This window comes from Planctomyces sp. SH-PL62 (genome assembly GCF_001610895.1).
Taxonomy (GTDB): Bacteria; Planctomycetota; Planctomycetia; order Isosphaerales; family Isosphaeraceae; genus Paludisphaera.
The window spans coordinates 3103916-3129166 of record NZ_CP011273.1 but is presented as its reverse complement, the minus strand read 5'-3'; the positions used below and the strand labels follow the sequence as shown (position 1 = coordinate 3129166).

At 68.2% G+C, this 25251-nt stretch carries 21 protein-coding genes; 12 read left to right on the top strand and 9 right to left on the bottom strand.

Going from position 1 to position 25251, the window contains the following annotated elements:
• Nucleotides 1-64: 64 nt before the first annotated feature.
• Together VT85_RS12180 and VT85_RS12175 are read left to right on the top strand one after the other, a co-directional pair.
• A complete protein-coding gene (locus tag VT85_RS12180; RefSeq protein WP_068415274.1) occupies nt 65-349 on the top strand; it encodes a hypothetical protein in 285 nt (94 codons plus the stop codon).
• Between the two features lie 49 nt (nt 350-398).
• Nucleotides 399-1658 (top strand): mandelate racemase/muconate lactonizing enzyme family protein, encoded by a 1260-nt coding sequence (locus VT85_RS12175; protein WP_068415270.1) that lies wholly within the window; start codon nt 399-401, stop codon nt 1656-1658.
• Nucleotides 1659-1795: 137 nt separating this feature from the next.
• Here VT85_RS12175 and VT85_RS12170 read toward each other — a convergent pair whose 3' ends face one another.
• The 5 genes from VT85_RS12170 to VT85_RS12155 form a co-directional block, all read right to left on the bottom strand.
• Nucleotides 1796-2533 (bottom strand): YebC/PmpR family DNA-binding transcriptional regulator, encoded by a 738-nt coding sequence (locus tag VT85_RS12170; RefSeq protein ID WP_068415268.1) that lies wholly within the window; start codon nt 2531-2533, stop codon nt 1796-1798.
• A gap of 79 nt (nt 2534-2612) precedes the next feature.
• The gene (locus tag VT85_RS12165) at nt 2613-3371 is read right to left on the bottom strand and encodes a hypothetical protein (RefSeq protein ID WP_156512832.1); all 759 of its coding nucleotides are present in this window, start codon (nt 3369-3371) and stop codon (nt 2613-2615) included.
• A 491-nt stretch (nt 3372-3862) separates the two neighbouring features.
• Nucleotides 3863-5011 (bottom strand): hypothetical protein, encoded by a 1149-nt coding sequence (locus VT85_RS12160; RefSeq protein ID WP_068415264.1) that lies wholly within the window; start codon nt 5009-5011, stop codon nt 3863-3865.
• Between the two features lies 1 nt (nt 5012).
• Nucleotides 5013-6410: an esterase/lipase family protein gene (locus VT85_RS27595; protein WP_156512831.1), complete on the bottom strand. Its 1398-nt coding sequence runs from the start codon at nt 6408-6410 to the stop codon at nt 5013-5015.
• Nucleotides 6411-6812: 402 nt separating this feature from the next.
• Nucleotides 6813-8024, bottom strand: coding sequence for a sialidase family protein (locus tag VT85_RS12155; RefSeq protein WP_068415262.1), 1212 nt, complete (start codon nt 8022-8024; stop codon nt 6813-6815).
• 237 nt (nt 8025-8261) lie between these two features.
• On the opposite strand from VT85_RS12155, the gene VT85_RS12150 reads away from it, so the two are divergent.
• The 3 genes from VT85_RS12150 (at nt 8262) to VT85_RS28465 (ending at nt 10709) form a co-directional block, all read left to right on the top strand.
• Complete coding sequence (locus VT85_RS12150; protein WP_082858554.1) at nt 8262-9080, top strand: methyltransferase domain-containing protein; 819 nt, start codon at nt 8262-8264, stop codon at nt 9078-9080.
• Nucleotides 9053-9661: an alkaline phosphatase family protein gene (locus tag VT85_RS28470; protein WP_197491239.1), complete on the top strand. Its 609-nt coding sequence runs from the start codon at nt 9053-9055 to the stop codon at nt 9659-9661. The genes VT85_RS12150 and VT85_RS28470 overlap by 28 nt, the downstream gene beginning before the upstream one ends.
• A gap of 172 nt (nt 9662-9833) precedes the next feature.
• Nucleotides 9834-10709 carry a hypothetical protein gene (locus VT85_RS28465; protein WP_197491238.1) on the top strand — a complete coding sequence of 292 codons (876 nt, stop codon included), beginning with the start codon at nt 9834-9836 and terminating at the stop codon, nt 10707-10709.
• 312 nt (nt 10710-11021) lie between these two features.
• Here the strand turns inward: VT85_RS28465 and VT85_RS12140 are convergent, their stop codons facing one another.
• The 4 genes from VT85_RS12140 to VT85_RS12125 form a co-directional block, all read right to left on the bottom strand.
• On the bottom strand, nt 11022-11522 hold the full coding sequence (locus tag VT85_RS12140; RefSeq protein WP_068415259.1) for a Fur family transcriptional regulator: 501 nt from the start codon (nt 11520-11522) through the stop codon (nt 11022-11024).
• Nucleotides 11523-11719: 197 nt separating this feature from the next.
• The gene (locus VT85_RS12135) at nt 11720-12313 is read right to left on the bottom strand and encodes a hypothetical protein (RefSeq protein WP_068415257.1); all 594 of its coding nucleotides are present in this window, start codon (nt 12311-12313) and stop codon (nt 11720-11722) included.
• Between the two features lie 5 nt (nt 12314-12318).
• Entirely contained in the window at nt 12319-12759 is a 441-nt protein-coding gene (locus VT85_RS12130) for a hypothetical protein (protein ID WP_156512830.1), read from the bottom strand.
• Between the two features lie 54 nt (nt 12760-12813).
• Nucleotides 12814-14349 (bottom strand): GspE/PulE family protein, encoded by a 1536-nt coding sequence (locus VT85_RS12125; RefSeq protein WP_068415245.1) that lies wholly within the window; start codon nt 14347-14349, stop codon nt 12814-12816.
• 334 nt (nt 14350-14683) lie between these two features.
• Between VT85_RS12125 and VT85_RS12120 the strand changes: the two genes are divergently transcribed.
• The 7 genes from VT85_RS12120 to VT85_RS12090 all read left to right on the top strand — a co-directional run bounded on the left by VT85_RS12120 (nt 14684) and on the right by VT85_RS12090 (nt 25250).
• A complete protein-coding gene (locus VT85_RS12120) occupies nt 14684-15832 on the top strand; it encodes an SGNH/GDSL hydrolase family protein (protein ID WP_197491237.1) in 1149 nt (382 codons plus the stop codon).
• A gap of 159 nt (nt 15833-15991) precedes the next feature.
• Complete coding sequence (locus VT85_RS12115) at nt 15992-16828, top strand: class I SAM-dependent methyltransferase (RefSeq protein ID WP_068415240.1); 837 nt, start codon at nt 15992-15994, stop codon at nt 16826-16828.
• Between the two features lie 191 nt (nt 16829-17019).
• On the top strand, nt 17020-17433 hold the full coding sequence (locus VT85_RS12110; RefSeq protein ID WP_068415236.1) for a HEAT repeat domain-containing protein: 414 nt from the start codon (nt 17020-17022) through the stop codon (nt 17431-17433).
• 13 nt (nt 17434-17446) lie between these two features.
• Nucleotides 17447-18331, top strand: a complete 885-nt coding sequence (locus VT85_RS12105; protein ID WP_082858969.1) for an ABC transporter permease — start codon at nt 17447-17449, stop codon at nt 18329-18331.
• A 48-nt stretch (nt 18332-18379) separates the two neighbouring features.
• Nucleotides 18380-19666 (top strand): MlaD family protein, encoded by a 1287-nt coding sequence (locus VT85_RS12100; RefSeq protein WP_068415231.1) that lies wholly within the window; start codon nt 18380-18382, stop codon nt 19664-19666.
• Nucleotides 19667-19913: 247 nt separating this feature from the next.
• The gene (locus tag VT85_RS12095) at nt 19914-20195 is read left to right on the top strand and encodes a flagellar biosynthesis anti-sigma factor FlgM (protein WP_068415228.1); all 282 of its coding nucleotides are present in this window, start codon (nt 19914-19916) and stop codon (nt 20193-20195) included.
• Nucleotides 20196-20903: 708 nt separating this feature from the next.
• Nucleotides 20904-25250, top strand: a complete 4347-nt coding sequence (locus VT85_RS12090; protein WP_068421896.1) for a PVC-type heme-binding CxxCH protein — start codon at nt 20904-20906, stop codon at nt 25248-25250.
• The last annotated feature ends 1 nt before the right edge of the window (nt 25251 follow it).

The following is a 25251-nucleotide window of genomic DNA, read 5'->3' as shown; positions in this document are numbered from 1 at the left end:
ACAATCGGGGGAGACCCCCAGCGTCCCGACGGCCGCCGACCCGCCCGGAAAAGGAGCCTCGCCGATGTACGTCGTCTACGGCACGTTCGTGAAACCCTCCTCCGTCGAAGGCTGCCTGGCCCTGGCCGATCAGGCCCTCCGCGACCAGGGTCTCATCGTCGTCAAGGGGGCGGACGGGGCCGATTATCTGGTGGCCGGCGGCAATGATTCCGTGACCCTGACCATCGTCGGCGTCCCCCAGTCCAACGGGACCTGGGTCGTCGTCTCCGCCTCGTCCCCCGACCCGAACCTCGCCGCCCAGGCCCGCGACGTCATCCGAGGGATGATCGAGAGCACGCCCGTGGCCTGACGCCCCCCTCCCCTTTCCCGAACCGGCGCGACGCCGGAGGACGACCCCCATGCAGCTCGCCCGCCGCTCATTCCTCCGCACGGCCCTCGGCGCGACGGCGGCGTCCGCGCTCGCCCCTCGCGTCCTCGGAGACGACGCCCGGAAGCCCTCGACCGAGCGGCTCCGGGAGGTCGCGAACGCCCCGGTGCTCCGGGTCGAGGGGATCGAGAAGCCCGTCGTCATCGCCACGATGGACCTGCTCCGCAACGGCCGGGAGTACCTGGTCCGCGTGCGCTCGAAGGACGGGGGCGAGGGCTGGTCCGTCGCCAATTCCATGCATCTGGTCCACACCTACCCGATCTTCCTCAATCGGGTCGCCCCGTTCTTCGTCGGGAAGGACGCCCGGGAGCTGGAACCGCTCCTCTGGGAGTTGTACCGGCACGACGACAACTACAAGTACCAGGGGCTCGCCCTCTGGGTCTGCACGGCGGCCGCCGAGTTCGCCGTGCTCGACCTGCTCGGCAAGGTCTCGGGGAGGTCGGTCGGCGACCTGCTGGGAGGCTTCCAGCGGCGGGAGATCGCCGTCTACCGGGCCAGCGGCACGCGCGGAAACACGCCCGAGGAGGAGGTCGCCGACCTCAGGCGGATCGTCGCCGAGAGCGGGGCGAAGGCGCTCAAGTTCCGACTCGGCGGCCGGATGAGCCGGAACGCGGACTCGCTCCCCGGGCGGACCGAGGCGCTCATCCCGCTCGTCCGCGAGGCGTTCGGCCCCGAGATGACCCTCTACGCCGACGCCAACAGCTCCTACGACGCCGCCGAGGCGATCCGCGTCGGCCGCCTGATGGAGGAGCACGGCTACGCCTTCTATGAAGAGCCCTGCCGCTTCGACCACCTGGAGGAGACCAGGGCCGTCGCCGACGCCCTGAGCATCCCGGTGGCCGGCGGCGAGCAGGAGGCCGCCGAGGAGGGCTTCCGCTGGATGATCGCGAATCGAGCCGTCGACATCGTCCAGCCCGACCTGCACTACCACGGCGGCTTCGTCCGCTCGATGCGGGTCGCCCGCATGGCGCACGAGGCCGGCATGCTCTGCACCCCCCACATGTCCGGCTCGGGCCTGGGCTACCTCGACGCCGCCGTCTTCGCCGCCTGCATCCCCAACCCGGTCCCCTTCACCGAGTACAAGGGGAGCGCCGAGGTCCCCGTCACCAGCGCGTCCTCGTCGTTGAAGGTGGTCGACGGCAAGCTCCAGGTCCCCGACGGACCGGGCTTCGGCATCACGATCGACCCGGCGTATCTCCGCGAGGCGGTCGAGGTCCGTTCGCGAGGATGAGCGTCTGTCCCAGAAGGTCGGCGGCAGGCCGAGCCGCCGTGGATTGCCTGAAGCCTTTGCAGGAACCCCGCAACTCGACATGCTTGCCGAGACCTGCATGGCCCCGGGGGGCCGATCGAGAATGGTCGGTGATGGGTCTAACCGGACGCAGGTTCGCCGGGAAGCTCGACGTTGTGGTAGATCTCCTGCACGTCGTCGCAATCGTTGAGCATGCCCAGCAATTTCTCGAACATGCCCAGATCGTCCCCATCGAGAACCTTGCTCGACTGCGGGAGGAAAGTGATTTCCTGAACTTCCAGCTCGAGGCCGGGGAACGCTTCGAGCAGGGCCATTTTCGCCTTGTAGAACTCGGCGGGAGGGGCGAATATCGTAATATTGCCATCCTTGCATTCGACGTCTTCGACGGCGACGTCCGCGGCGAACAGGGCCTCGATCACCTTCTCCTCGTCGTCGCCGCCGAAGGAAAGCACCGCCAGGTGGTCGAAAGACATGACCACGGATCCATTGGCGGCCAATTTCGACCCTGTCTTGCCGAAACAGTTCCGGACGTCGGAGATGGTGCGCGAATTGTTGTCGGTCAGGCAATCGACGATGAGCAGGGAGCCGCCGGGGCCAAACCCCTCGTAACGCGCGGCCTGGAAGTCCTCGCCCCCCGCGCCGGCCGCTTTCTGGATCGCCTTGTCAATCACATGACTGGCCACGTTATCGCGCTTGGCCTTCTCGACGAGGGCGCGCAAAGCCGGATTGGCATCCGGGTCAGGCACGCCGTTCTTGGCGGCCATATACAATTGTCTTCCATACTTGGAAAAGAGCTTTGATTTCTGAGCGGAGGTTTTGAAGATCGAAGCTTTGCGCTTCTCGAAGATTCGTCCCATGCGAATCCTGCCCTTTTGATTGTGGCGACCGGGGATTTCCCAGGGCGAGAGGCCCTTGAGGAGTCTCGATCTGTAAAGCCTATCGAAGACGATGCCCGTCACGGCGATTGTACCGGAATTCGTACCCGGCCAGGTACCTCGGGAAGTTCTCCCGGTCGACGCCGTGGCAGAGCCGGGGCATCCGCTTCGAGGTGCGGCGGACGAAGATCGACGCCGCCGCGCGAGGGAGAGCGGCCTTGCCGTCGCGAGGCGGGGGATGCGGTCGGCGGCGTCGACCAGTTCCAAAGGCGAGGCCGACGTGTGGCCGGGGACCAAGGCGTATGGCCGCCGGGCTCGCCGCGGTCGTTCGTCGGCGACAGCCACAGGCCGATTTCATGGCGGCGGTCGTCGGTCCGTCGCAACGGGCCGGGGGCGAGCCGCTCGCGAAGCGAGGTCCGCCGCGAGCCTCGGGCGTCTCCGCGGCGCCGGCGGCGAACGGATTCAGGTCGATGTCAGCGGCGACGGCCAGCAAGACTTCCTGATCCCGCACGGGGACGCTGCGGAACCGTCCTTCCCAGAAGGCTCCGGTGCAGCCGCCCTCACGGTTGGCTCGTCGGGCCAGCGGCTCCTTCAGACGCTTAATGAACCAGCCCAGCTCCGACAGCCGCTTCCGTACGGCGGCGATCCAGGCGAAATCGCCCGAGAATCGGCGGCCCCGCTCGTCCAGCACCGCCAGGGACTCTCCCTCGAGGTCGCGAATGGGAAAGAGCGTCAGCCAGCGTCGAGCGACCTCCTCATCCGACCGGACTCGCACCCGGCAGGAATCGAGGCGCAGCAGCAGATGGAGATGGTTGTCCATCACGGCGAAGCCGCCGCAGTCGACGGAGGGTCGCCGCCGCAGAGGCGGGCCCTCCGGACGCACCGTGAGACGCAGTGATACCAGGGCGTGACCGATTCGTCTACGAGCTGCGATCGGGACGTGGCCGTCGGCGGTCCTCTGAACATCCGCTCCGCCTCTAGAGCGCTCATGGCCGTCCGCCCACGATTTGCTGCCGAAAATCGACACTTGGATCTCGGCGGTCTCCCCAAAGTCCCGGACTTACCCTACTTAGGCATTAAGCCAATCTAGGCATAAACTTGGGTCTGCCAACGTAGGCCTTAACATAGGCCATCCATGGTGCCTTGGGCGATCTGGCCCCCGAGGAGTTCGCATCGACCGCGGCCGGGATGAAGCAAGCCACGTCGGGCCGAAAAGCTCTCGTTTCGCCGGTCCAACCTTTCGGGGCATGTAATCTGGCCGAGAAGCTCTGGTTTAACCGGTCCAACTTCTCGGGGCAGAACTCAAGTCGTTTATCTCGCTCTGCGGAGTAGTTCCTCCTCCGCTGCTGCGTCGCTTGAGCTGTAAAAGAATTCCTTTGGCATGCCGGTGCGATAGGGATCCCTCAGCACCCACGCGATGCTCGGGAGATCTACGCCAAATCCGGACGGCTGTTGAGGAGCTGCTTGATTCGCATAGACCTCCCGTGGAGCCCGCTCCATCGTTTCGAGTGCGGGGATCACGGAGGTGCGCAACCAATTGATACGTTGGACTCTGATATTCTGAAATTCGTTCAACAATGGGTTCTTGACATCTGCAGTGCCTGGCACTGTCTCGTTCACAATATCCAAGGCGTCTGCCAGCAAATTTGCGTCCGCGTAAAACTTGCCGACGTTAAGAAAAACAGCCTGGTACATTCGGGCATAAAAATACTCACGGCCGATCTCCTCGCCTCGCAGCAACTTCGACATTAAAAATGGCTCTGCAGGATTCGAGAAGCTCGCCGCAATCAAACTAGCTACATGGCGAGCTGAGAGCTCGAAGCCGCTAGTCCCAGCAGCTAAGTAGTCTCGCTCCCTCTCCAGCCGCTGCCTCAGATTACTCGTCACCGGGTCGGACGCGACGTGCTTCCCGTCCATGCTCGTGATCCACAACTGAGGAGGGATCTCCAGTAGGACCACCTCTTCTCCCTTCCCTACGGCCTCCTGGGCATCGAGGGAGCGAAGGGCCAAAGCCACCCAGTCTTGTCTGGCCTTTCTAACCCAGGAAACATCCACAGCCTCCACCCCCAAATCTATGGGGAAGCTTCTCCTGTTTTTCTTAACGAGTCTCAACGCATCCAAGACAATCCCCTCGTCGCCTTGGGCAGAATATAAACTTTCAAAAACAGCCCGATTGACAACCTGACGAGGAAAATTGGCGAGCCTGCCAGCTTGCGCTCTCATGTAAACAGAGTTAGGGTCCAACCTCCTGTCGATTTCTTCGTTTATCGCCCGTCTAGTGCTCTCGACCGCATCCCCGCGCGGGTCCACCTCGGGAAGACCAGGTGCCGCCTCGCTCGGTGCCTGTACTAAAACTACCAGCGGGAGTTGCGTTATCAAAATGCTCGCGTCCGAGCCCTCCTGGATACGAAGGAAAGCGAGGGACTCGAACAAGAGAAAGATCACCTGGTAGTAGATCATCTTAGTCATTCCCTTGGAAGGTATTGGTGTCGAGGGACGCCTTCTCCAGACAGCGAATCTGCGATTGCGCGTCCTTACGCGTAATCACGACCTTCGTTCGACCCCGCGACGGGTCGATGTATGCCATGGACGGGAGTTCGAACGTGTCGGACTGCGATTCGTGGAGAGATGGCAGGACTTCATCCCGTAGCCAATTCAATCTCGCCTGACGTATCTCAGGCAATCTTTTTATAACCGATTCCAAATGGACATCCTTAGTTCCATTTTTAGAAAATTCTCCCTGCGACTCCATATACCTAATGACCCGCTCTACGGGTGTAAGATCGCCGTGTGAGAGCGGCAAGCTTACAAAAACAGCCCGTACTAAACGACTTTCCCCTACCGACCCGTCCTCCATGCTGTTGGGAGGCACACCTTCTAGCAAAGCGAAGTTTTTCCTAATTGATTCTTCAATCATTGCAGGATCAGGAGGTTGCCTACACGGATCCCCCGTCAACGCGGCCCAGGCCACCACTGCTAAGGTCAGGGCAAGGCAGAAGCCCACTATAAGCTTCAGCCGACCGAGCCGGGGCTTGGGAGAAGGTGTGGAGGTGGGCAACGGTGGAAACGCGGCAGGTGGCGCCTGGATCTCAAGGCATTTGGCGACGAAATTCTCGACACCGACGTATTGTTGTGCCCATCTGCCCGGCGGCTTGGTGATGTCGACGTGTTGGTTATCCAATGGAACTGCGTCAACGTCCCGTATGCCCGGGTCTCCACTTATTTCATCTACGATTCTCACGCCAAACATACTTCTCGATTCAACCCAAACGCTGTTTTGAATCCTCAATCTGTCGCAATGATTACGATACCAGGTGTTCAAGTTACGCAGTTGCACCGCGTTCTTCTTCAATTCTTTCACAGCAACCGTGGGTTCATAGAACGGCAATCTTAGCACCAGATCAGCCAGTCCGGAGCCGAGATGCGGAGTCGCGAGGAAAGCGATCCCGCGGGTATTGGCTGCAATCGCCTTATGAGCTTTGAGATTAGAGTCCAAGCAGTTGCGAAGCACCTGTTTGATTAGTAGGCCCCCCATGCTGTGGCAAACGAAGACAACCGGCCTAGCCCCAATTTGGTAATGCGTGAGGCGATCGACGACGTTTGTCGCTCGATCGGACAACTGCATAGACCAGCCTGACCACCGGTTCGCACGGACCTCGTATCCGAGAGACCAAACATCCAGCTCAGACAGGTCCTCCTTTAACCATCGCGGCCATGTGTCCCCCTCCCCCTCGCCCGCAGCCCATGTTGCGTAGGCATCACCGTTCAACCCATGAACGAACACGACGTCCCCAACGCACTTCACAATCCCCGTAGGGACTGGGCTCCGCCGGTCCTCAAATTTGTAGAGCTCGGCCATGTGGATTTCGCCCCCCACGTTAAGGAAGCAGCCAGATCGCGGCGTCGATGCTTGCTGGAGCAGATGCCCGCTCAGGCCTTTCGGTCGAGAGTTCTGCCACAATAGCCAGCATAGGCCTGTCGGAGTCTCTCTCTCAAGATACTGTTCGCCAGAAATCAGCACTTTTCGAGACTCGATTTATTTTGGATGGGTAGCCACGTACCTAACGCAGCCGATCTGGGAATACCAGAGAAGGGGCTAACGAATTGGGCACTGAAGTCTGTGACGGCGCTTTAGGTTCAACATCACGCCTGCATGCCGAAGTGGATTTTCTGAAGAGTTCGTCGCAAGTCGGCGTATCTCCGCGAGGCGGTCGAGGTCCGTCCGCGGAGATGAACGGGGCGGGCGCTCCCGGCGCGGCGTTTACTCGGGGAGCCAGTCCGGCGGGATGCGGGCGAGGGTGAGTCGACCGTAGGGGGAGCCCTTCGCGTCCGGGCCTTCGGCGAGGCTGCGTTCGTAGAAGCAGAGGACGGTGCCGTCGGGGAGGACGGCGAGGTCGCTGTACGCGCTCGGGCCGGGTTCGAGGGTCTTGACCAGGGGCCAGGTCGCGCCGCCGTCGAGGCTGACCTTGATCGCGAGGTTCCGGCGGTCGTTCCAGCCCTTCGGCGGGGTCGAGCCCGGGGCGACCGGGGGCTTGTGAGGCTGGGCGAAGAGGATGCGGTCCGGCCCGACGCCCAGCTCGGCGGGGAGGCGGACGAGGCTTCCCATGCAGATGGGCTCGGGGAGGTCGTCGACGAACGTCGGCTTCGTCCATCCGGTCTCGCCGTCGGGGCTGGTGGTGGCGAGCCGTCGCAGGGCGGGCGACGTGTTGCGGATGTTGAGCATCACCCGGCCGTCGGCGAGCTGGACGATCGCCGGCTCGCTGGGGTCGTGGTGATCCGGCGTGGCGGGGGCGACGATCGCCCCTCGACGCCAGGTCGCGCCGGCGTCGTCGCTGACGATCGTGCAGGCGACCGAGGGGTGGTGGCCGTTCCCCCCGGTGCCGAGCGACATCCAGGCCGAGACGACGAGCCGTCCGCTCGCGAGTTGAACGCCGTGGCCGGGGCCGACCGCGATCACCTTCCAGTCGTACTCCGGCCGGAACGCCTCGAACGCGGCGGTGACGTCCACGGGCGGGGAGAACGTCCGGCCGTCGTCGTCGCTCTTCATGTAGAAGCATCGAGCGTACTCGACGCCGTAGAGCATGTGGACGACGCCCGAGCGGTCGACCACGGCCACCGGGTTGTTCGTGGTGCGCGCCCCGTCGCCCCGCGATTTCGGGGCGACCGGGTTCGGCGGCACGGCCGGTCCGAGATGGGCGATCCGGGCCGGCGGTCCCCACGTCCGGCCGCCGTCCTCGCTACGTCTCAGGAAGACGTCGATGTCCGCCCAGTCGCTGCCGCTCTTGCGGCCTTCGCAGTACGCCAGGACCGTCCCTTTCGCCGTGACGACCACGCCGGGGATGCGGTACATCGCACGGCCGTCGCGCCCGGCTTCGAACAGGTCGATCTTCTCGGGCTCGGACGCCGAGGCCGACGCCAGACACACCCCCGCGATCGCCATCGCCGCGAACGCCCGTCGTCCGATCCAACCCATGCCGACGCTCCCGAATCAAGGCCCGCGGCGCGATCCCCTCCCCGCCGGAATCATGATAGCAGCCCGCGGACCGCCTCGCACGCGGGGGACGACGCCCCCGGGACCAGGGGTCTCCGATCAGTTGCGATTGACCGATCCTGGTGTTGGGTCTAAGATCCCGCCGATTTCCGGGGAGCATTCGCTCCGCCCGTCACCCCTCGGTCCGCCGACCATCAGGCTCATGGAGGAGCAACAACGATGCGAGACCACAACAAGGCGTTCTGCCGCCTTGTGGCCGAGACCTTCGACTGCCCGACGCCCATCGTGGAGTTCGGTTCGTATCAGGTCGAGGGTCAGGAAGGCTACGCCAATCTGAGGGGGATGTTCGCGGGCAAGGACTTCATCGGCTGCGACATGAGGGCCGGCCTGGGAGTCGACCGGATCGAGGACGTCTCGGCCATCAGTATGGCCGACGAGTCCGCCGGCGCGGTCCTCTGCATCGAGACCTTCGAGCACGTGTTCGAGGTCCGTCGCGCCTTCGACGAGGTCTTCCGGATCCTCAAGCCGGGGGGGATCTTCGTCATCACCTCCCCCCTGAACTTCCGGATCCACGCCTACCCGGACGACTACTGGCGGATGACCCCGAGCTGCCTCAAGCGGATGATGCGCCCCTACGACGGCCGCGTCGTCGGCTCGCAGGGCTTCCGGTCGTTCCCGCACTCGGTCATGGCGATGGGGGTCAAGACCCCGGCCCCGGCCGACTTCCACGACCGCGCCCGAGCCCTGACGGCGGCCTATGACCGCTGCCTGGCCGAGGCCGAGGCCGCCGTCCCGCTCCGCCAGAAGCTCCGCAAGCGACTCGGCCTGCTCTACCGCTCCAAGGGGGAGCGCCAGGCGCTCGCCGGCTACTACCACACCGAGTTCAGCGTGGAGACCGGGGCCGAGACCGTCGCGGCGACGACCGCGGCGACGGCGCGCGAGCTGCGCGTCGATCCGGCCGTCAACGGTTCCCCCATCCCGATGATCCATGACAGCAAGGGCCAAGGCGCATGGCGGCATCCCTCGATCGCGTACTGATCCTCGGCCTCGACGGCGCCACCTGGACGGTCCTCGACCCGATGCGGCGTCGGGGCGCGATGCCGAACCTGGACGCCCTGCTCCGCTCGGCGGCGCACGGCGTCCTGACGTCGGTCGAGCCGCCGGTGACGACAGCCGCGTGGACCTCGATGGCCACCGGCTGCACCCCGTCCCGCCACGGCGTCTTCGACCATCGCTATTACGACGCCGCCGCCGACCGGATGAAGGTCAACCACTCCGGCCGCGTCCGCGTGCCGAACCTCTGGCGGATCCTCAGCGACGCCGGCCGATCGGCCGCCTGCCTGAACGCCCCGGGCCTCTTCCCGCCCCCGAAAATCAACGGCGTGGTCGTCTCGGGGATGGACGCCCCCCACCTCGACGCCGCGCTCCAGGGCTCGCCGGAATTCGCCGCCAGGCTGAAGGCCGAGGCCCCGGACTACTCCCTGCGCTACTTCTGGAAGCGCGCCCCCCAGACGCTCGACGAGCTGCGGACCAACGCCCGGCTCACCGCCGAGAGCTTCCGGGGACGCGCCGAGGGGGCCTGCTGGCCGACCGGATGTTCCCGGACTGGTCCGCGCTGATGGTCCAGTTCCAGAACCTGGACCCGTTCCAGCACCGGGCCTGGCGATACCTGAACGTGGATGAGACGGGCGTCGACGAGCCCGACTGGAACGCCGCCGCCGAGGAGGTGATCCGGGGCCTGGACCGCGCGATCGGCATGCTCTGCGAGGCGGCCTCGGCGCGGGGGCGGCCGTGCTGGTCGTCAGCGACCACGGCTTCGGCCCCTGCCAGGGCCGGATCGACGTCAACCAGATCCTGCTCGACGCCGGGCTCGCCCAGAAGGCGGGGATCGGCCGCAAGCTGGCCCGCCGGGGCCGACAGGCCGTCGATCGCCTGCGGGTCTGGAAGGCCAAGCGGAACGACCCGACGGCCCGTTCAGCCTCGTTCGACCAGTCGGTGGCCGCGTCGTTCCCGTTCGACTGGTCGCGGACCCTGGCCTTCGCCCCCCATCAGGACACCGCGGCGATGGTCTACGTCAACTCCCCCTCGCGCCGGGGGACCACCCGCCACGCCGCCCCCCTGTTCACGCCCCGCGAGATCGACGAGGCCCGCGACGCCGCCGCCGAGGCCCTCGCCGACGCCCGACACCCCGAGGACGGCCGCCGCCTCTTCCCCCGGATCATCGACACGGCCGAAGCCTACGGCGTCGATCCCGCGCGGGAGGGCTACCCCGACCTCATCGCCCTGCCCGACGCCGCCTACTGGGTGCGGACCAAGCTGGCCGGGACCGGCCCCGGGGACTGGGTCCGCTCCGACCCGAACCTGACCGGCACGCACCGCCCCGAAGGGGTCGTGGCCCTCGCCGGCGCGGGCCTCGCGGCCGGGCGGAACCTCAACGGCCGCCTGATCGACGTCGCCCCCACGGTCCTGAGCCTCCTGGGCCAGTCCGTCCCGTCGCACATGGAAGGATCGCCCCTCGGCTCCGGCCGCGCCGCGAGCCCCGTCACCCGCCTCGACGAACCCGCCAAGCGGCCGATCAACGGCCCCCACCAGCCCGCCTTCGAGTACACCGACGAGGAGCAGGCCATCCTCGAACAGCGGCTCATGGACCTGGGCTACATGGAGTAATCCCCAGCCGCGTCTTGCTTTCTCCCCCTCGAGGGGAAGGCGAGCACGAACGCCGTCGGAATCCAGGCCCGGACCATAACGTCCTTTCCCCCTCGCGGGGGAAGGTGGCCCGCAGGGCCGGATGAGGGGGAAGACGAGCACCAAGTCCGTCGGCAGCTGGGAAACCGGATCGCGAATCCCGACGGTCCTCGTGCTGGTCTTCCCCCTCATCTGACCCCTTCGGGGTCTGTCTTCCCCCGCGAGGGGGGAAGACCGTTATTGAGCACGGAAGCCGTCGACGCCCGCGCCTCGCCGGGATCGGATCGGGCCCGGTCAGATCAGGTCGAGCCGCCGGCGGGGGCTGTGGGAGCGGTCGCAGGACGAGCAGACGCCCTCGATGAGGAAGCGGTGGCCGGTGGCGCGGAAGCCGTGGGCGCGGCTGACCTCGTCGCGGAGCTTGAGAAGGTCGTCGTTGCGGAACTCCACCACGCGGCTGCAGACCGTGCAGTGGAGGTGGTCGTGCGCGGGGTAGCCGTAGTCGTGCTCGTAGGCGGAGCGGTTGGTCAGGCGAAGCTCGCGCAGGAGCCCGGACTCGACCAGCAGGCGGAGGGTCCGATAGACCGTCGACCGGCTGATCGCGTGGCCCGCGTCGTGCAGGTCGCGGACCAGTTCATCGGCGTCGAAGTGCTTGTGCGAGCTGAAGATGTGTCGCACCAGGGTGCGCCTGGGATCGGTCAGCTTCTCGCCCCGGATTTCGAGGAACTCGCGGAATTTGTCCTCGGGCGATTCCTTGACGTCCAGGGGAATTAAATCGTCGGTTTGAGTTTTCGCCACGGCCGCTTCCTTCCATCCAAGTTGCGGTCTTTATTGAGCGCGACATCCAAATTCATCACCAAATCAAGAATGGTTCTCCATTGTAGACGACCCTCGGCCTGCTGACCAGTCCGACGCCTCCCAGGATCACGAGGCCGGGGGTCGGATCGCCTGGATCGCGAACCGCCCCCGGGCTGGGGCAGACCGGCGGGGCCGGGTCAGCGGGAGTCGGCCGGGGTGGTCAGGGGGATGACCGGCCCGGCCGTCGCGGGGAGGGGCGGCAGGACGCGGCTGCCGCCGACGGTCGGGGCTCGAGTCGGGGCCGGGGCCGGCGTCGGGCGCTGGAGGCCCGCCGGCTCGCCGAAGGCCGAGGCCGCGGCTGCGGGGGGCTCGACGAACGGCGGCGGGGCCAACTCGCCGGCCGGGGCCGGAGTGGACGCCGGGGCCGAGGCGGCGGAGGCGACCGGCTGGCCGCTGAGCCGAGCCTGGAGGTTCTCGATGAGGGTGTGGAGTTGCCGCACCGAGGGATCGCAGCCCTGGGGGTTGCCGGAATAGGAGAACGGCTGGGCGGTCAGGCGGCCGAGCCGACGTTCGAAGACGACGACGTGGACCTCCTCGATGTAGTCGCTCGACGGGGTGCCGCAGTGGCCCCGGTTGCGCCCCAGTTCGCCGGAGGAGACCAACTCGGCGATCGGCCGGAGATCGGCGGGCGCGAGGCGGTGGACCCCTTCGGAGTCGATCACCGTGCCGTCGGCGTAGACCTGAAGGAACATGCCGAACTGGCTGCCGTCGTTGGACCGTCCCAGGGCCATGCGGGTCAGGAGCGGGTCGGCGTCGGTCGCGGCGTTGCTGACCCGCGCCCGGGGGGTGATCGGGGGGCGGCCGGGCCGCCGCCGGCGACCTCGGGGGTCGACGGCCCCTCGCCGATCGGTCCGGTGGTCGGGGTCGGCGCCGGTCCCCTGGGAGCGGCGGGGGGGACGAACGCGTTCGCGCCGTGGTCGTGGTCGTGCTTGGGGCCGGGGTTGGAGTTGCGTCCCGCCCCGTTCGCGTCCGGGGCCCCGGGCCTGGCCTCGGCGTCGCCGCGAGGCGCGGGGGCCGGTTTGGATCGGGCCGAGTTCGACGCCCCGCCGAGGCGGAAGAGACGGCCGAAGAGGCCCGAGTCGTCGGCCGAGGCGGCGCGGGGCGCGGCCAGGGCGGCGGCGGCGAGCAGGCTCAAGCCCGCGGCCGTAAGTCGTTTGCGGTGACGTTGCGCGTGCATTGCCGACCTCCTGTCGGTTCGCCCGGATCTTCCCTGGGGGTCCGTCGAGTCGATTCAGAACGACACCACGCGGTAGACCTCCTCCACCGTGGTGACCCCTTCCAGAATCTTATCGACCGCGGACTGCTTCAAAGTTCGCATTCCCAGATCAACCGCCACACGCCGCAAAACATCCCGGGGGATCTGCTGGAAGATCAGGTCGCGCAGCTCTTCCCCGATCAGCATGATCTCGAACACGCCGGTGCGGCCGATGTAGCCGGTCTGGAAGCAGGCCGGGCAGCCCGCGCCGCGGTGGAGCTCCACCCCCTTGTGCTCGTCGGGGTCGAGTTCCAGGGACAACAGCAGCTTCTCGTCCGGGATGAAGCTGGTGCGGCAATTGGGGCAGATTTTGCGGACCAGGCGCTGGGAGACGATGGCGAGGAGGCTGCTGGAGAGCTGGTAACCGGGGATGCCGAAGTTGTAGAGGTTGCTGATGGTGCTGGGGGCGTCCGAGCCGTGGAGGGTGCTGAAGACCAGGACGCCGGTGAGCGCGGCGCGGATGCCGATGCGAGCGGTCTCCTCGTCGCGGATCTCGCCGATCATGACGATGTCGGGGTCCTGGCGGAGCATGGCCCGGAGGCCGTCGCCGAAGCTCATGTCGCCGGGGTTGGAACCGACCTGGGTCTGGTTGACGCCGGGCATCCGGTGCTCGACCGGGTCCTCGATCGTCATGACGTTGCGCAGCGGGGAGTTGATCCGCTCCAGGCAGTTGTACAGGGTGGAGGTCTTGCCGGCGCCGACCGGCCCGGCGACGAGCACGGCCCCGTAGGGCTGGACGATCAGGCGGTCGAGGACCTCGGCCTGGGACCTGGACATCCCCAGGTGGGGGAAGCCGACGACGTCGGTGAGCACCTCATGGATGCGGATGACGACCTTCTCGCCGTAGATCGTCGGGAACGTGGCCACGCGGAGGTCGCGGGGCTTGCCGCTGTACATGATCGTGATGCGGCCGTCCTGCGAGTGCCGGCGCTCCACGATGTTGAGGTTGGACATGACCTTCAGGCGGCTCAGCGCCGCGGCGGCGACGGACGACTCGATGAACAGGATGTCCTGGAGCTGGCCGTCGATCCGGAAGCGGACCCGCAGGCCGTTGTCCAGCGAATCGAAATGGATGTCGGTGGCGCGGCAGTCGATCGCCCGTTCGAGGATCTGGCCGACCAGCTCGGGGACGGGGACCGTCTGGGTCAGGTCCTGCAATTCCTTGCGGACGTCGCGCTGGATCTGGTTGCGGTCGGCGACCACCAGGATGGCCGACGAGGCGTCGGCGGCGGCGGGTTCGGGCTCGGGCGCGGGCTCGGGAGCATCGGCCTGGGCCAGGGCTCGGAGCCGCTCGAAGGCGAGTTGGTTGAGCCGCTCGTGGGAGATCAGGCTCATCTCCAGGATGGCCTGTTTCAGGTCCCGCCGATGCTTCTCGGCATGGCGGCGGGCCTCCTGAATCTGCTCGTCGGTGAGGACGCCGTTCTTCACCAGCACGGCGGCCAGCACCGCGTCCTCGGTGGAGGCGGCCGGCGAGGGCGATGAGGGGGACGACGGAGCGGGGTTGGGAACCATGACTGGGCCTCTCGGTACGCCGACCTGCGCCGGGCGATGCGGAGCGACTCCTCGCCGCCCGGCGCGACGTCGAACCGGATGGGACGGGCCGTGATCGTCGCCGTAACGCCTTCCACGGCATTCTTTCCCATATCGCGGGGCCGCACAAGACGGAGGTCGCGGCGATTCGCCGTTCTGGGGCCCGGCTCCGGGAACCCCGGCTTGCGGGCGAGGGCGATTTCCGGTAATCGGGACCGTGGAAGGGCCTCGCGGCCCCGCTGGTCCTCGCCGCCGGCCCTCGCGATCGCGGGCTCCCGAGCCTTGCGGCCTCAGCCAAATCAGGGTGATCCCCGTCATGAACCCAGTCGCGCGCGGAAACGCATCGAAGTCGTCGAACGGGCAGGCCCCGGTCCGGGATCGGTCGTCGATCCTGGCCTGCGTCGCGCTCCTGGCGGCCCCCTGGATCCTGCCCGACGGCGACCTGCTCCGGTCGGCCCTGGGGAGGCCCCGGCTCGACGGCGAGCTTCGCCACATGGCCACGCGCGGCTATTACGAGGAGCTGATCGACGCCAACCGGGCCCCGGCCCCTCGCCCCGTCGGCGAGGCCGCGCCCCCCGCCGGCTGGGTCCCGTTCGGGGCCTCGGACCTCGTCGAGCCGATCCCCTCGTACTTGCGCTGGCGGATGCGGCCGGGCCTGGACGTCGCCTGGAACGGGGAGAGCTTCCGGACGAACAGCCGGGGCTACCGAACGCCCGAGGTCGCGATCCCCAAGCCCGAGGGGGTCTACCGGATCGTCCTTTTCGGCTCCTCGAACACGATGGGCCACGGCGTCGGCGACGACGACGCCTACCCCCGCCTGCTGGAGCGCTGGCTGAACGAGGCCGTCGCGCCGGGGCGCCGGGTGGAGGTCGTGAATCTCTCGGTCTCGGGCGACTCCCCCTCGCGGCGGCTCGTCCGGATGCGCGAGGAGGCGGAGGCCTACCAGCCCGACTGGGTCCTCTGCGACGCCACCGTCCTGGACCCTGCTCTGGAGGAAGCCCACCTGGAGTCGGTGGCGCGGGGCGACTCCCCCATGCCGATCCCGCCCCCCCTGGATTACGTCCGCGACGCGCTGGAGCGGGCCGGCGTCTCCCCGGGCGACTCGGCCGACGCCTTCCGGTCCAGGATCCAGGGCCAGGCCCGGCCGCTCCTGGAGGGGGCGTTCGCCGGCTGGGGGGATTTCGCGAGGCGGACGGGCCTCCCCCTGGCGATCGTGCTCATCCCCCGGGCCGACGAGAAGCGGGACAACCCGGAGATCTTCAAGATCATCCGCGCGTCGATCCGTCGCGAGCGGCTCGACCTGCTGGACGCCGCCGAGGCCTTCCAGGGCCTGTCGGTCGAGCAGTTCCGGGTCTCCCCCTGGGACAAGCATCCCAGCGTCCTCGGCCACCGGGCGATCTTCGAGACGCTCCGCGCCGCCCTGGCCGATCGCGGCTCGCTGCCGGGGCTGGAGCTGGCGCGATGAGGAAGCCGAAGTCTTGAACTTAATGAAACCCGCCGATATAAAATCATTGTGTTTGATTGCTTGCTCCCGGCGTCGTCCGGCGCAGTCCCCGACCAGCCGCGGGGGTGTACGCGCCTCGTCGGCCGGGGCCATGCCGCTGGAGCCGATGCGAGGTATCGCGTGATTCCTGCAGAATCCGAGCCACAGGTCAGGACCGGCGCCACGCCTTCCCCGCGAGAGCTGGAGGCGTTCTTCCTCCAGAAGCACGGCAAGCCGGAGACGGTGGGATGGGCGCCGCGGCGTCGATTCCGATTCGGCTACTTCCTGCCGATGGACGTGTACGAGCTCGTCGTCGGCAAGTGCGTCGATCCGGGGTGCAACTGGCTCGATGTGGGAGGGGGCCGCGCCATCTTCCCGGAGAATCCGCGATTGGCTCGCGAACTCGTCTCGCGGTGCGAGAAGGTCGTCGCCGTCGACCCGAGCGACAACGTCCAGCGGAACGATTTCGTCCACGAGCGCCATCAGCTCATGCTGCAAGACTTCGAGGCCCGGGAGCAATTCGACCTGGCGACCATGCAGATGGTGGTGGAGCACGTCGACCAGCCCGAGTCCTTCGTCGACGCGTTGGCTCGCCTGGTGAAGCCGGGCGGGACGGTCGTGGTGTTCACCGTCAACCGCTGGTCCCCCCTGACCCTGATCTCCTGGCTCGTCCCCTTCCGGTTTCATCACCCGATCAAGCATTTCTTCTGGGGCGGGGAGGAAGAAGACACCTTCCCCGTCGCGTACCGCATGAACACGCGAAGGACGCTGAGCCGACTGTTCGGCCGGTCGGGATTCGACGAGGTCGACTTCCTCAGACTGGACGACCTGTCGACCTTCGGCGGGTTCAAGGTCATGAACCTGGTGGAGCTTGCGGCCTGGTCCGCGCTGAAGGCCGTCGGGCTCGGCTACCCGGAGAACTGCCTGCTGGGCGTCTATCGCAGACGGGCGGTCGACTCGACGCCTGACCTGAGTTAGGTCCGTCCCCCCCTTCCCCGACGCCGGTCCGCGCGGCGCTCCGATTGGGATTGCCGCCCCCCCGGACTTCGACTAAAGTTCGTCGCGCCTCGGGACGACGGCGACGCGAATCGGCGTCGGGCCGTCGGCGTTCGGACCGCTGTTCATGGAAGAGCAGTGCCACAGAGATGAGACGATCGCTCGCCGCGGGAATGCTGGTTCTGACACTGGGCTCGTCGCCGGGATGCGGCATGACGAAGCCGCGCAACTTCCGCAAGATCGAGCATCCCGCGCCCATGGTCCGCGCCCGGGCGCTCAGCCTGGGAGACCGCCGGCCGGGCTCGCAGGTCGTCCCCGCCCTGGTCGCCCGCCTGGAAGACCCGGACCCGGTGGTCCGCCTGGCGGCCCACGAGGAGCTGAAGCAGCGGACCGGCCGGGACTTCGGCTACGTCCCCTGGGAAGAGGAGCCGGAACGCCACGCGGCGGTCGGCCGCTGGCGGGACTGGATGAGCGGCAAGTCGCCCGAAGCGACGCCGACGCCGCAATCGCAGTCGCAGTCGGAAGTCCCCTCCCCTTCGCCCCAGCACCAACCGACGACGCGGATCCGCCGGACCATCCGGCAGTGAGGACCCCATGGCGATGACCGCAGGCGCGAACGCGACGGGGACGCCGGCCTGGCTGGCCCCGATCGGCTGGATCGGCCGGGGGGCCTCGGGGATCCTGGGCCATCTCGGCGCGACGGCCGTTTTGATGCTCTCGGCGGCAGCGGCCCTCGTCCGGGGCCGGGCCGACGAGGACGAGCCGACCCTCTTCGCGGCGACGACGCACGAGCTGTCGTGGATGCTGGGCGCGGGGATCCCGCTGGTGGGCCTGGTCCACGTGGCGATGGGGTCGTTCCTGTCGATGCAGGCGTACTTCGGCAGCACGTTCGTCGACGGCACGGGGGCCGTGGTGGGCGTCGGCCTGCTGCGGAACCTGGCGTCGATCATGACCGGGCTGACCCTGGCCGGGCTGCTCCCCGGCCGGATCGTCCCCGAGCTGCGACGGGCCCGACGCCGGGCCGCGGCCGGGGCCGACGGGACGAGGGGCCTGGACGCCGGGCGGCTGGCCGCGGCGCGGATGCTGGCGGCCGTCGCGGCCACCCCTCTGCTCTCGCTCTGGGGCTGCGTGGTCGGCACGCTCGTCGGCTGGAAGTCGTCGGAGGCGCTCATGGGGCTCTCGACTGAGATGTACTTCATGATGCTCGTCCGCATGCTCTGGTTCCGAGACGTGGTCGGCGTGATGGTCAAGGGGGTGGCCTTCGGCCTGGCCACCGCGCTGCTCGCCTGCGCCGAGGGCCTGCGAGACCCCGGCCCCCAGGCCGAGGCCGAGGCCGACGACCCGGCCGCGCTGCTGTCGCCGATCGTGCGGACGGCCTGCCTGGCGATGGCGGCGATCCTGCTCCTGAACATGACCTGGTTCCTCTTCGTGTATCACGCGGTCCCGATCTACGGACCTTCGCTTCTGCAACCGCCGACCCCGTGACGGACCGGGCCTCCCGCGAGGGGGGCCGCGACCGGGGAGGGAGCCCCAATGCCTTCACGAACATCGATGCGGGAAGTGTGGATCGGCCTGCTCGTGCTGGCGGGCCTGGCCGGCGTGGTCGCGCTCGGGGGCCTGGCGAGCGACGGCCCCGGGTTCCTCGCGGCCCACAAGACGTTCGACGTCGTGTTCCGCGACGGCCAGGGGATCCGGGTCGGCAGCCCGGTCCGGATCGCCGGGCTCGACGCGGGCAACGTCGTCGACCTCTCGCTGGTCGAGGTCGAGGGCTCGCTCCGCGCCCGGGTGCGGCTCTCGCTGCCGGCGGCCCTCCTCAAGAAGCTCAAGCAGGACGTCAAGGTCACGATCGTGCCGGGGCTCACCGGCATGAGCCACGTCAACGTCGTGGCCTCGGGCGCGTCCGACGTGGCGCTGGTGTCCGGCCAGACGATCCAGGGGGTCGAGTCCTCGTTCTTCGACCCGATCATCGAGCAGGTCGGCCTGGGGCCGCAGGAGCGGAACCACCTCAGCCACACGATCGGCGAGATCCGCCAGACGGTCGACTCCGTCGGCCCCCGGCTGCGGCAGATCCTGGCCTCGTTCGAGGACGCCACGGGCAACGTCAAGGAGATGAGCGACGCCCTCCGGCCGGCCCTCGAGACCACCGTCGGCAACGTCGAGGAACTCGCCAAGCGGATCGGCGCGACCTCCCCCCGGATCGAGGCGGCCGTCACCCGGTTCGACGTCATCACCCGGCTCGTCGAGTTGATCCTCAGCGACAACCGCGACAACGTCCGGCTCGCCGTCGGCTCGGCCAAGGACGCCGTCGGCTCGGTCAAGGACATCCTCACCGTCCAACGGCCCAAGATCGACCGCACCATCGAGCAGGTCGACATGCTCGCCGCGCGGGCCAACCGCGTCGCCTACCAGGCCGACCTCCTGACGACCCAGGGGGTCCAGATCGTCACCAACGGCCGGGCCGACATCGAGCGCTCGATCTCCAACATCCGAGACGCCACCGACTGGGGGGACAAGCTCGTCCAGAAGATCTACACCAACCCCTTCGTCCTCAGCCCGTTCTACAAGCCGTCCAACGAAGACCTGCGAGTCCAGGCCGTCTACGACACCGCCCAGGTCTTCAGCAAGGGGGCCCAGGAGCTGCACGACGCCGCCAAGACCCTCGACGCCATGCAGGCCAAGCCGTCCACCCCGGAGCAGCAGCAGCAGGTGCAGCAGCTCCAGCAGAAGGTGCTCACCCTCACCCAGGGTCTGGGCCAGACCTCGCAGCTCCTGGCCGAAGGACTCAAGGCCCCCGCGCAGGCCGGCCGCGTCAGGCGCTGAGGCTCTCGCGTCGGCCAGATGTTTTTTCCGATTTCGACTCAACCGGCGGGCCCCGAGGACCGATATTAACGACATCGACGTTCGACCTCGGACGTCTAGGCGGTAAAGGAAGACCGGAGCTGAGATTCCCGGCTGATCGTCAGCCGGCTCGCTCTCACGAGAATCTCAGCCGTCCCGACTATCGAACGGCACCCGGATCCGCCGGAGGCCCAAGCCTTCGGCCACGGCACCCACTTGGAGGCGAACGATGGAAATCTTCGGCGCAGGGGGCGCGCAAGGCCCTCAACCCATCTACCCGCGACTGGCCCCGTTCAGCGTTGACGCCGGCAACACGGTTCACGCCGGGGCTCCTCGCGACCAGGTCGAAATCTCGCCCCTCGGCCAGATGCTCGACGGCATCAGCCGACTCCCCGAGATCCGTCACGAGCGGGTCGAAGAAATCCGACGCCAGATCGCCGAAGGGACCTACGACACCCCCGAACGGCTCGAACTGGCCCTCGACCGGATGTTCTCCGAAATCCTCGGCTGAGCCCCCGGAATCGCCCTCCTCGACGGGGAACCGTAACGACCAGGCCGACCCCGGACGCACCATGCATGGCGCGTCCGGGGCGGCCTGCTGACGTTTCGAAGACCCCGAAATCGGCTTCGTTCGCCCCGCCCCAAAATCAAACCCATCGGCCGCAACTCCCCACCAAACAATATCTTACGCCACGATTTCCGGCCCCGCGATTGGCTTCGTTCGGCGATTTTCTCCTCACCTCGCAACGATCCCAGGCCCCGGCGGGCCGACGCGCGATTCGCGGAAGGCGCTGCATCCCCTACCTTTAGAATGCACCCGTCCGCAGCCTCCATAACGTCCTTCCCCCCTCGCGGGGGAAGGTGGCCCGAAGGGCCGGATGAGGGGGAGGACCAGCACGAGGACCGCCGGAGTTACAGTCCGTCCGCGATGAGGGTCCTCCTCATCCGCCGCTGCGCGGCACCTTCTCCCACCAGGAGACAAGGAGGGAAGGAGAAGCCGTCTGGGCTGAGGTCGCTTCCGCGATGAGGGTCTCCCGGATTTGGCGTTCGAGCCGATCCGGCCGCTCGCCGCGCGGTCAAAACCGCGCTCGCCGGCCCAGCCCGTTCCCCCGCCGTGGAGGGCGCCGCTAGAATCGAGGTCGAGGCGCCGTTCTCATGCCGCGACGCCCCGCCCTTCTCGACCGGCATCCTGAACGACCCGTGCGAGGGCCATCTCCCCATGTTGCGCCTCCTGCTGCTCGCGACGAGCGTGGCGGCCGTCGCCCTGACGGCCTCGCCCGCGACCGTCCGGGCCGACTCCCCGCCGCCGATCCGCGTCCTCTTCCTCGGCGACCGCGGCCACCACGACCCGGCCGACCGCGAGGCGCAGATCGCGCCCGTCCTGGCCCTTCGCGGGATCGACGTGACCTACACCGAGGACGTCGCCGCGCTTGAGCCGGAGACGCTCAAAGGCTACGACGCCCTCCTCCTGTACGCCAACATCGACGAGATCGCCCCGGCGCAGGCGAAGGCGCTGGTGGAGTACGTCGAGAACGGCGGCGGCTTCGTCCCGGTCCACTGCGCCTCGTTCTGCTTCCGCAACTCGCCGGAGTGCGTCGCCCTGATCGGCGCCCAGTTCAAGAGCCATGAGACGGGCGTCTTCGAAACCAAGGTCGTCGACGCCGAGCACCCGATCATGAAGGGACTGGTCCCGTTCAAGACCTGGGACGAGACCTACGTCCACGAGAAGCACAACGACGAGGGCCGCCACGTCCTTCAGCTCCGCGATCAGGAGCCGTACACCTGGACCCGCACCCAGGGGAAGGGCCGCGTCTTCTACACCGCCTACGGCCACGACTCCCGCACGTGGGAGCAGCCCGGGTTCCAGGCCCTCCTGGAGCGCGGAATCCGCTGGGCGGCCGGGAAGCCGGTGTTCGACTCCCGACCGACCGTCGCGCCGGGCCTGAAGCCGGCCGAGATCGTCGACGCCGGTTCGGACATCCCCAACTACCTGCCTTCCGACAAGTGGGGGGTGCAGGGCGAGCCCTACCGCAAGATGCCCTCCCCCCTCGACCCGGCCGAGTCGCTCAAGCACCTGATCGTCCCCAAGGGCTTCGAGCCCCTGCTGTTCGCCGCCGAACCCGAGATCGCCAAGCCGATCTGCATGACCTGGGACCACCAGGGCCGGCTCTGGATCGCCGAGAGCTTCGATTATCCCAACGCCAAGCGGGACCGAAGCGCTCCGGGCCGCGACCGGATCAAGCTCTGCGAGGACCGCGACGGCGACGGCCGCGCCGAGACGTTCACCGTCTTCGCCGACGGGCTCAACATCCCGACCGGCCTCTGCTATTACGACGGCGGCCTGATCGTCCTGCAGGCGCCCGACACCCTGTTCCTCAAGGATACCGACGGCGACGGCAAGGCCGACGTCCGCAAGGTCCTGTTCTCAGGCTGGGGGGTCGAGGACACCCACGCCGGTCCGAGCAACCTCCGCTACGGGCCGGACGGCTGGATCTGGGGGATCGTCGGCTACTCCGCGTTCGACGGCGAGGTCGGCGGCGAGCGGCACCAGTTCGGCCAGGGGATTTATCGCTTCAAGCCCGACGGCTCGAAGCTGGAGTTCCTCCGCAGCACCAGCAACAACTCATGGGGCCTGGGCTTCAGCGAGGAGGGCCTGGTTTTCGCGTCCACGGCCAACGGCTGCCCGAGCGTCTTCCTGGCCGTGCCGAACCGCTACTACGAGTCGGTCCGGGGCTGGTCGCCGAGCGTGCTGCGGATGATCGCCGCGACCAACAACATCTACCCGGAGACCGACAAGGTCCGCCAGGTCGACCACCACGGCGGCTTCACCGCCGCCGCCGGACACGCGCTCTACACGGCCCGCGCGTACCCGGCCCCGTACTGGAACAAGACGGCGTTCGTGGCCGAGCCCACGGGGCACCTGCTCGCGACGTTCACGCTCCAGCCCAAGGGGAGCGACTTCGCCTCGTACAACGGCTGGAACCTCGTCTCCAGCGACGACGAATGGACCGCGCCGACGATGGCCGAGATCGGCCCCGACGGCAACGTCTGGGTCGTCGACTGGTACAACTACATCGTCCAGCACAACCCGACGCCGCAGGGGTTCCAGACCGGCAAGGGGAACGCCTACGAGACCCCGCTCCGAGACAAGACCCACGGCCGGATCCACCGGATCGCCTGGAAAGACGCCCCCCCGGCCGCCTGGAAGCCGCTCGACCCGGTCGACGCCGACGGCCTCGTCGCCGCGCTGGCGAGCGACAACCAGTTCTGGCGGCTGCACGCCCAGCGGCTCCTGGTGGAGCGCGGCAAGGCCGACGTCGTCCCCGCCCTGCTCGCCCTGGCGGCCGACCCGAAGGTCGACGCGATCGGCCTGAACCCCGGCGCGATCCACGCCCTCTGGACGCTCCGAGGTTTGAACGCCCTCGACGCCGACGCCAAGGCTCGAGCGGCGGCCGTCTCCGCGCTCAAGCATCCCTCGGCCGGCGTGCGCCGGGCCGCCTTGCAGGTCCTTCCCCGAGACGCCGAGGCCGTCGCGGCGATCCTCGCGGCCGGCTCGCTCGCCGACCCGGACGTCCAGGTCCGGCTGGCGGCGCTCCTGACCCTGGCCGACGTCCCGACCGACCCGACGGCCGGCGAGGCGATCGCCGAGGCGCTCGTCGCCGGCCTCGGCGAAGGCGACCGCTGGCTGACCGACGCGGCCACGAGCGCCGCGGCGGCCCACGTCGAGCCGTTCCTGAAGGCGATGGCGACGGCCTCGGCGAAGGCCAGGGCCCCGGGGCAGGCCTCGCCGGCCATGCTGCAAGTCGTCGCCCGCGTCGCCGAGCACCACGCGCGGGGAGGCCCGGTCGACTCGATCGGCGCGGTCCTGGAGGCCTTCGTCCGCCCGGCCTTCACCCCCGTCGGCCGGGAGATCGCGCAGCAGGTCGTGATCGGCGAGGCCAAGGGCTGGCCCGCCGACAAGCGGCCGAAGCTCGACGAGGCGACCGAGCGGGCCCTCGCCGGGCTGCTCGACAAGCTCCCGTCCGAGGGCCGCGGCCGGCTCGTCTTCCTCGGCTCGCAGTGGGGGAGCACGGCCATGAAGGAGGCGGCGGAGGCCGTCGCCCGGAGGCTGCTCGCGGCGATCGCCGACGAGGCCCAGCCCGAAGACCAACGCCTGGCCGCCGCCCGCGAGGTCGTCGCGCTTCGCCCCGAGGACGACGCCGTCGCCGCCGAGCTGGTCGAGCGGATCACCCCCCGCACGCCCCCCGCGCTGGCCGCCGGGCTGGTCGAGGCGCTGGCGAAGGGTCGCGCCCGGGGGGCCGGCGAGGCCCTGCTGGACGGCCTTCCCCGGATGACCCCCGCGACCCGCGCGGCGACCGTCCGCGCCCTGCTAGGCCGGGCCGACTGGACGGCCGATTTGCTCGTCGCCGTCGAGGCGGGCCGGCTCGGCTGGGACGACTTCACGCTCGACCAGAAGCAGGCCCTGGCGGCCCATCCCGACAAGGCCCTGGCCGAGAAGGCCGCCCGGCTCATCGCCCAGGGAGGCGCCCTGCCCGACGCCGATCGCCAGGCCGTCGTCGACCAGCTCGCCAGGGTCGTGCTCGAAGGGGGCGACCCGGAGCACGGCAAGAAGGTCTTCGTCGAGCAGTGCGCCAAGTGCCACAAGCACGGCGGCGAGGGGGGGGACGTGGGCCCGGACCTCAGCGGCATGGCGTCGCACCCGCGCTCCGAGCTGCTCGTCCACATCGTCGACCCCAGCCGGAGCGTCGAGGGGAATTTCGTCCAGTACACCCTCGCCACGACCGACGGCCGGGTCATCAACGGCCTGATGGCCTCGGAGTCCAGGACGGCCGTCGAGCTGCTCGACGCCGACGCCAAGACCCACGTCGTCCTCCGCGAGGACATCGACGAGATGACCGCTTCCAAGAAGTCCATCATGCCCGAGGGCTTCGAGAAGCAGGTGAGCGAGGCCGACCTGAGGGACCTCCTCGCCTTCCTCGCCCGGCGCGGCAAGTTCCTGCCGCTGGACCTGCGCAAGGCGGCCACGGTCGTGACGACGAAGGGGATGTTCTACGCCTCCGAGTCGCCCGTGGAACGCCTGATCTTCCCCGACTGGGGACCCAAGGAGTTCCAGGGCGTCCCGTACCAGCTGATCGACCCCAGGGGGGACCGCACGCCCAACGCGATCATGCTCAACGGGCCGATCGGCTCGCTTCCCCCCAAGATGCCGCGATCGGTCTCGCTGGACTGCAACGCGCCCGCGAAGGCCGTCCACATCCTGGGGGGGGTCGGCGGCTGGGCGTACAACGGCGGCGAGCCCGGCAAGACGGTCTCCCTGATCGTCCGGCTCCACTACGCCGACGGCCAGGTGGAGGACCACCCCCTGCTCGACGGCGTCCACATCGCGGACTACATCCGCGTGGTCGACGTGCCGGGTTCGGACCTGGCCTTCGACCTGGGGGGTCGGCAGCTTCGGCACGTCCGCGTCGAGCCGGCCCGTCGCGAGCCCGTGGCCCGCGTCGAGCTGGTCAAGGGGGACGACCAGACCGCCCCGGTCGTCATGGCCGTGACCGTGGAAACCGAGTGAG

Excerpts from the sequence above, each read along its gene's own strand:
- VT85_RS12180 (WP_068415274.1), top strand. The coding sequence starts at position 65 with ATGTACGTCGTCTACGGCACGTTCGTGAAACCCTCCTCCGTCGAAGGC.
- VT85_RS12170 (WP_068415268.1), bottom strand. The coding sequence starts at position 2,533 with ATGGGACGAATCTTCGAGAAGCGCAAAGCTTCGATCTTCAAAACCTCC.
- VT85_RS27595 (WP_156512831.1), bottom strand. The coding sequence starts at position 6,410 with ATGGCCGAGCTCTACAAATTTGAGGACCGGCGGAGCCCAGTCCCTACG.
- VT85_RS12090 (WP_068421896.1), top strand. The coding sequence starts at position 20,904 with ATGTTGCGCCTCCTGCTGCTCGCGACGAGCGTGGCGGCCGTCGCCCTG.
- VT85_RS12155 (WP_068415262.1), bottom strand. The coding sequence starts at position 8,024 with ATGGGTTGGATCGGACGACGGGCGTTCGCGGCGATGGCGATCGCGGGG.
- VT85_RS12135 (WP_068415257.1), bottom strand. The coding sequence starts at position 12,313 with ATGGCCCTGGGACGGTCCAACGACGGCAGCCAGTTCGGCATGTTCCTT.
- VT85_RS12105 (WP_082858969.1), top strand. The coding sequence starts at position 17,447 with ATGACCGCAGGCGCGAACGCGACGGGGACGCCGGCCTGGCTGGCCCCG.
- VT85_RS28470 (WP_197491239.1), top strand. The coding sequence starts at position 9,053 with ATGGCGGCATCCCTCGATCGCGTACTGATCCTCGGCCTCGACGGCGCC.
- VT85_RS12100 (WP_068415231.1), top strand. The coding sequence starts at position 18,380 with ATGCCTTCACGAACATCGATGCGGGAAGTGTGGATCGGCCTGCTCGTG.
- VT85_RS12150 (WP_082858554.1), top strand. The coding sequence starts at position 8,262 with ATGCGAGACCACAACAAGGCGTTCTGCCGCCTTGTGGCCGAGACCTTC.
- VT85_RS12095 (WP_068415228.1), top strand. The coding sequence starts at position 19,914 with ATGGAAATCTTCGGCGCAGGGGGCGCGCAAGGCCCTCAACCCATCTAC.
- VT85_RS12125 (WP_068415245.1), bottom strand. The coding sequence starts at position 14,349 with ATGGTTCCCAACCCCGCTCCGTCGTCCCCCTCATCGCCCTCGCCGGCC.
- VT85_RS12110 (WP_068415236.1), top strand. The coding sequence starts at position 17,020 with ATGCTGGTTCTGACACTGGGCTCGTCGCCGGGATGCGGCATGACGAAG.
- VT85_RS12160 (WP_068415264.1), bottom strand. The coding sequence starts at position 5,011 with ATGATCTACTACCAGGTGATCTTTCTCTTGTTCGAGTCCCTCGCTTTC.
- VT85_RS12175 (WP_068415270.1), top strand. The coding sequence starts at position 399 with ATGCAGCTCGCCCGCCGCTCATTCCTCCGCACGGCCCTCGGCGCGACG.
- VT85_RS12165 (WP_156512832.1), bottom strand. The coding sequence starts at position 3,371 with ATGGACAACCATCTCCATCTGCTGCTGCGCCTCGATTCCTGCCGGGTG.
- VT85_RS12130 (WP_156512830.1), bottom strand. The coding sequence starts at position 12,759 with ATGCACGCGCAACGTCACCGCAAACGACTTACGGCCGCGGGCTTGAGC.
- VT85_RS12120 (WP_197491237.1), top strand. The coding sequence starts at position 14,684 with ATGAACCCAGTCGCGCGCGGAAACGCATCGAAGTCGTCGAACGGGCAG.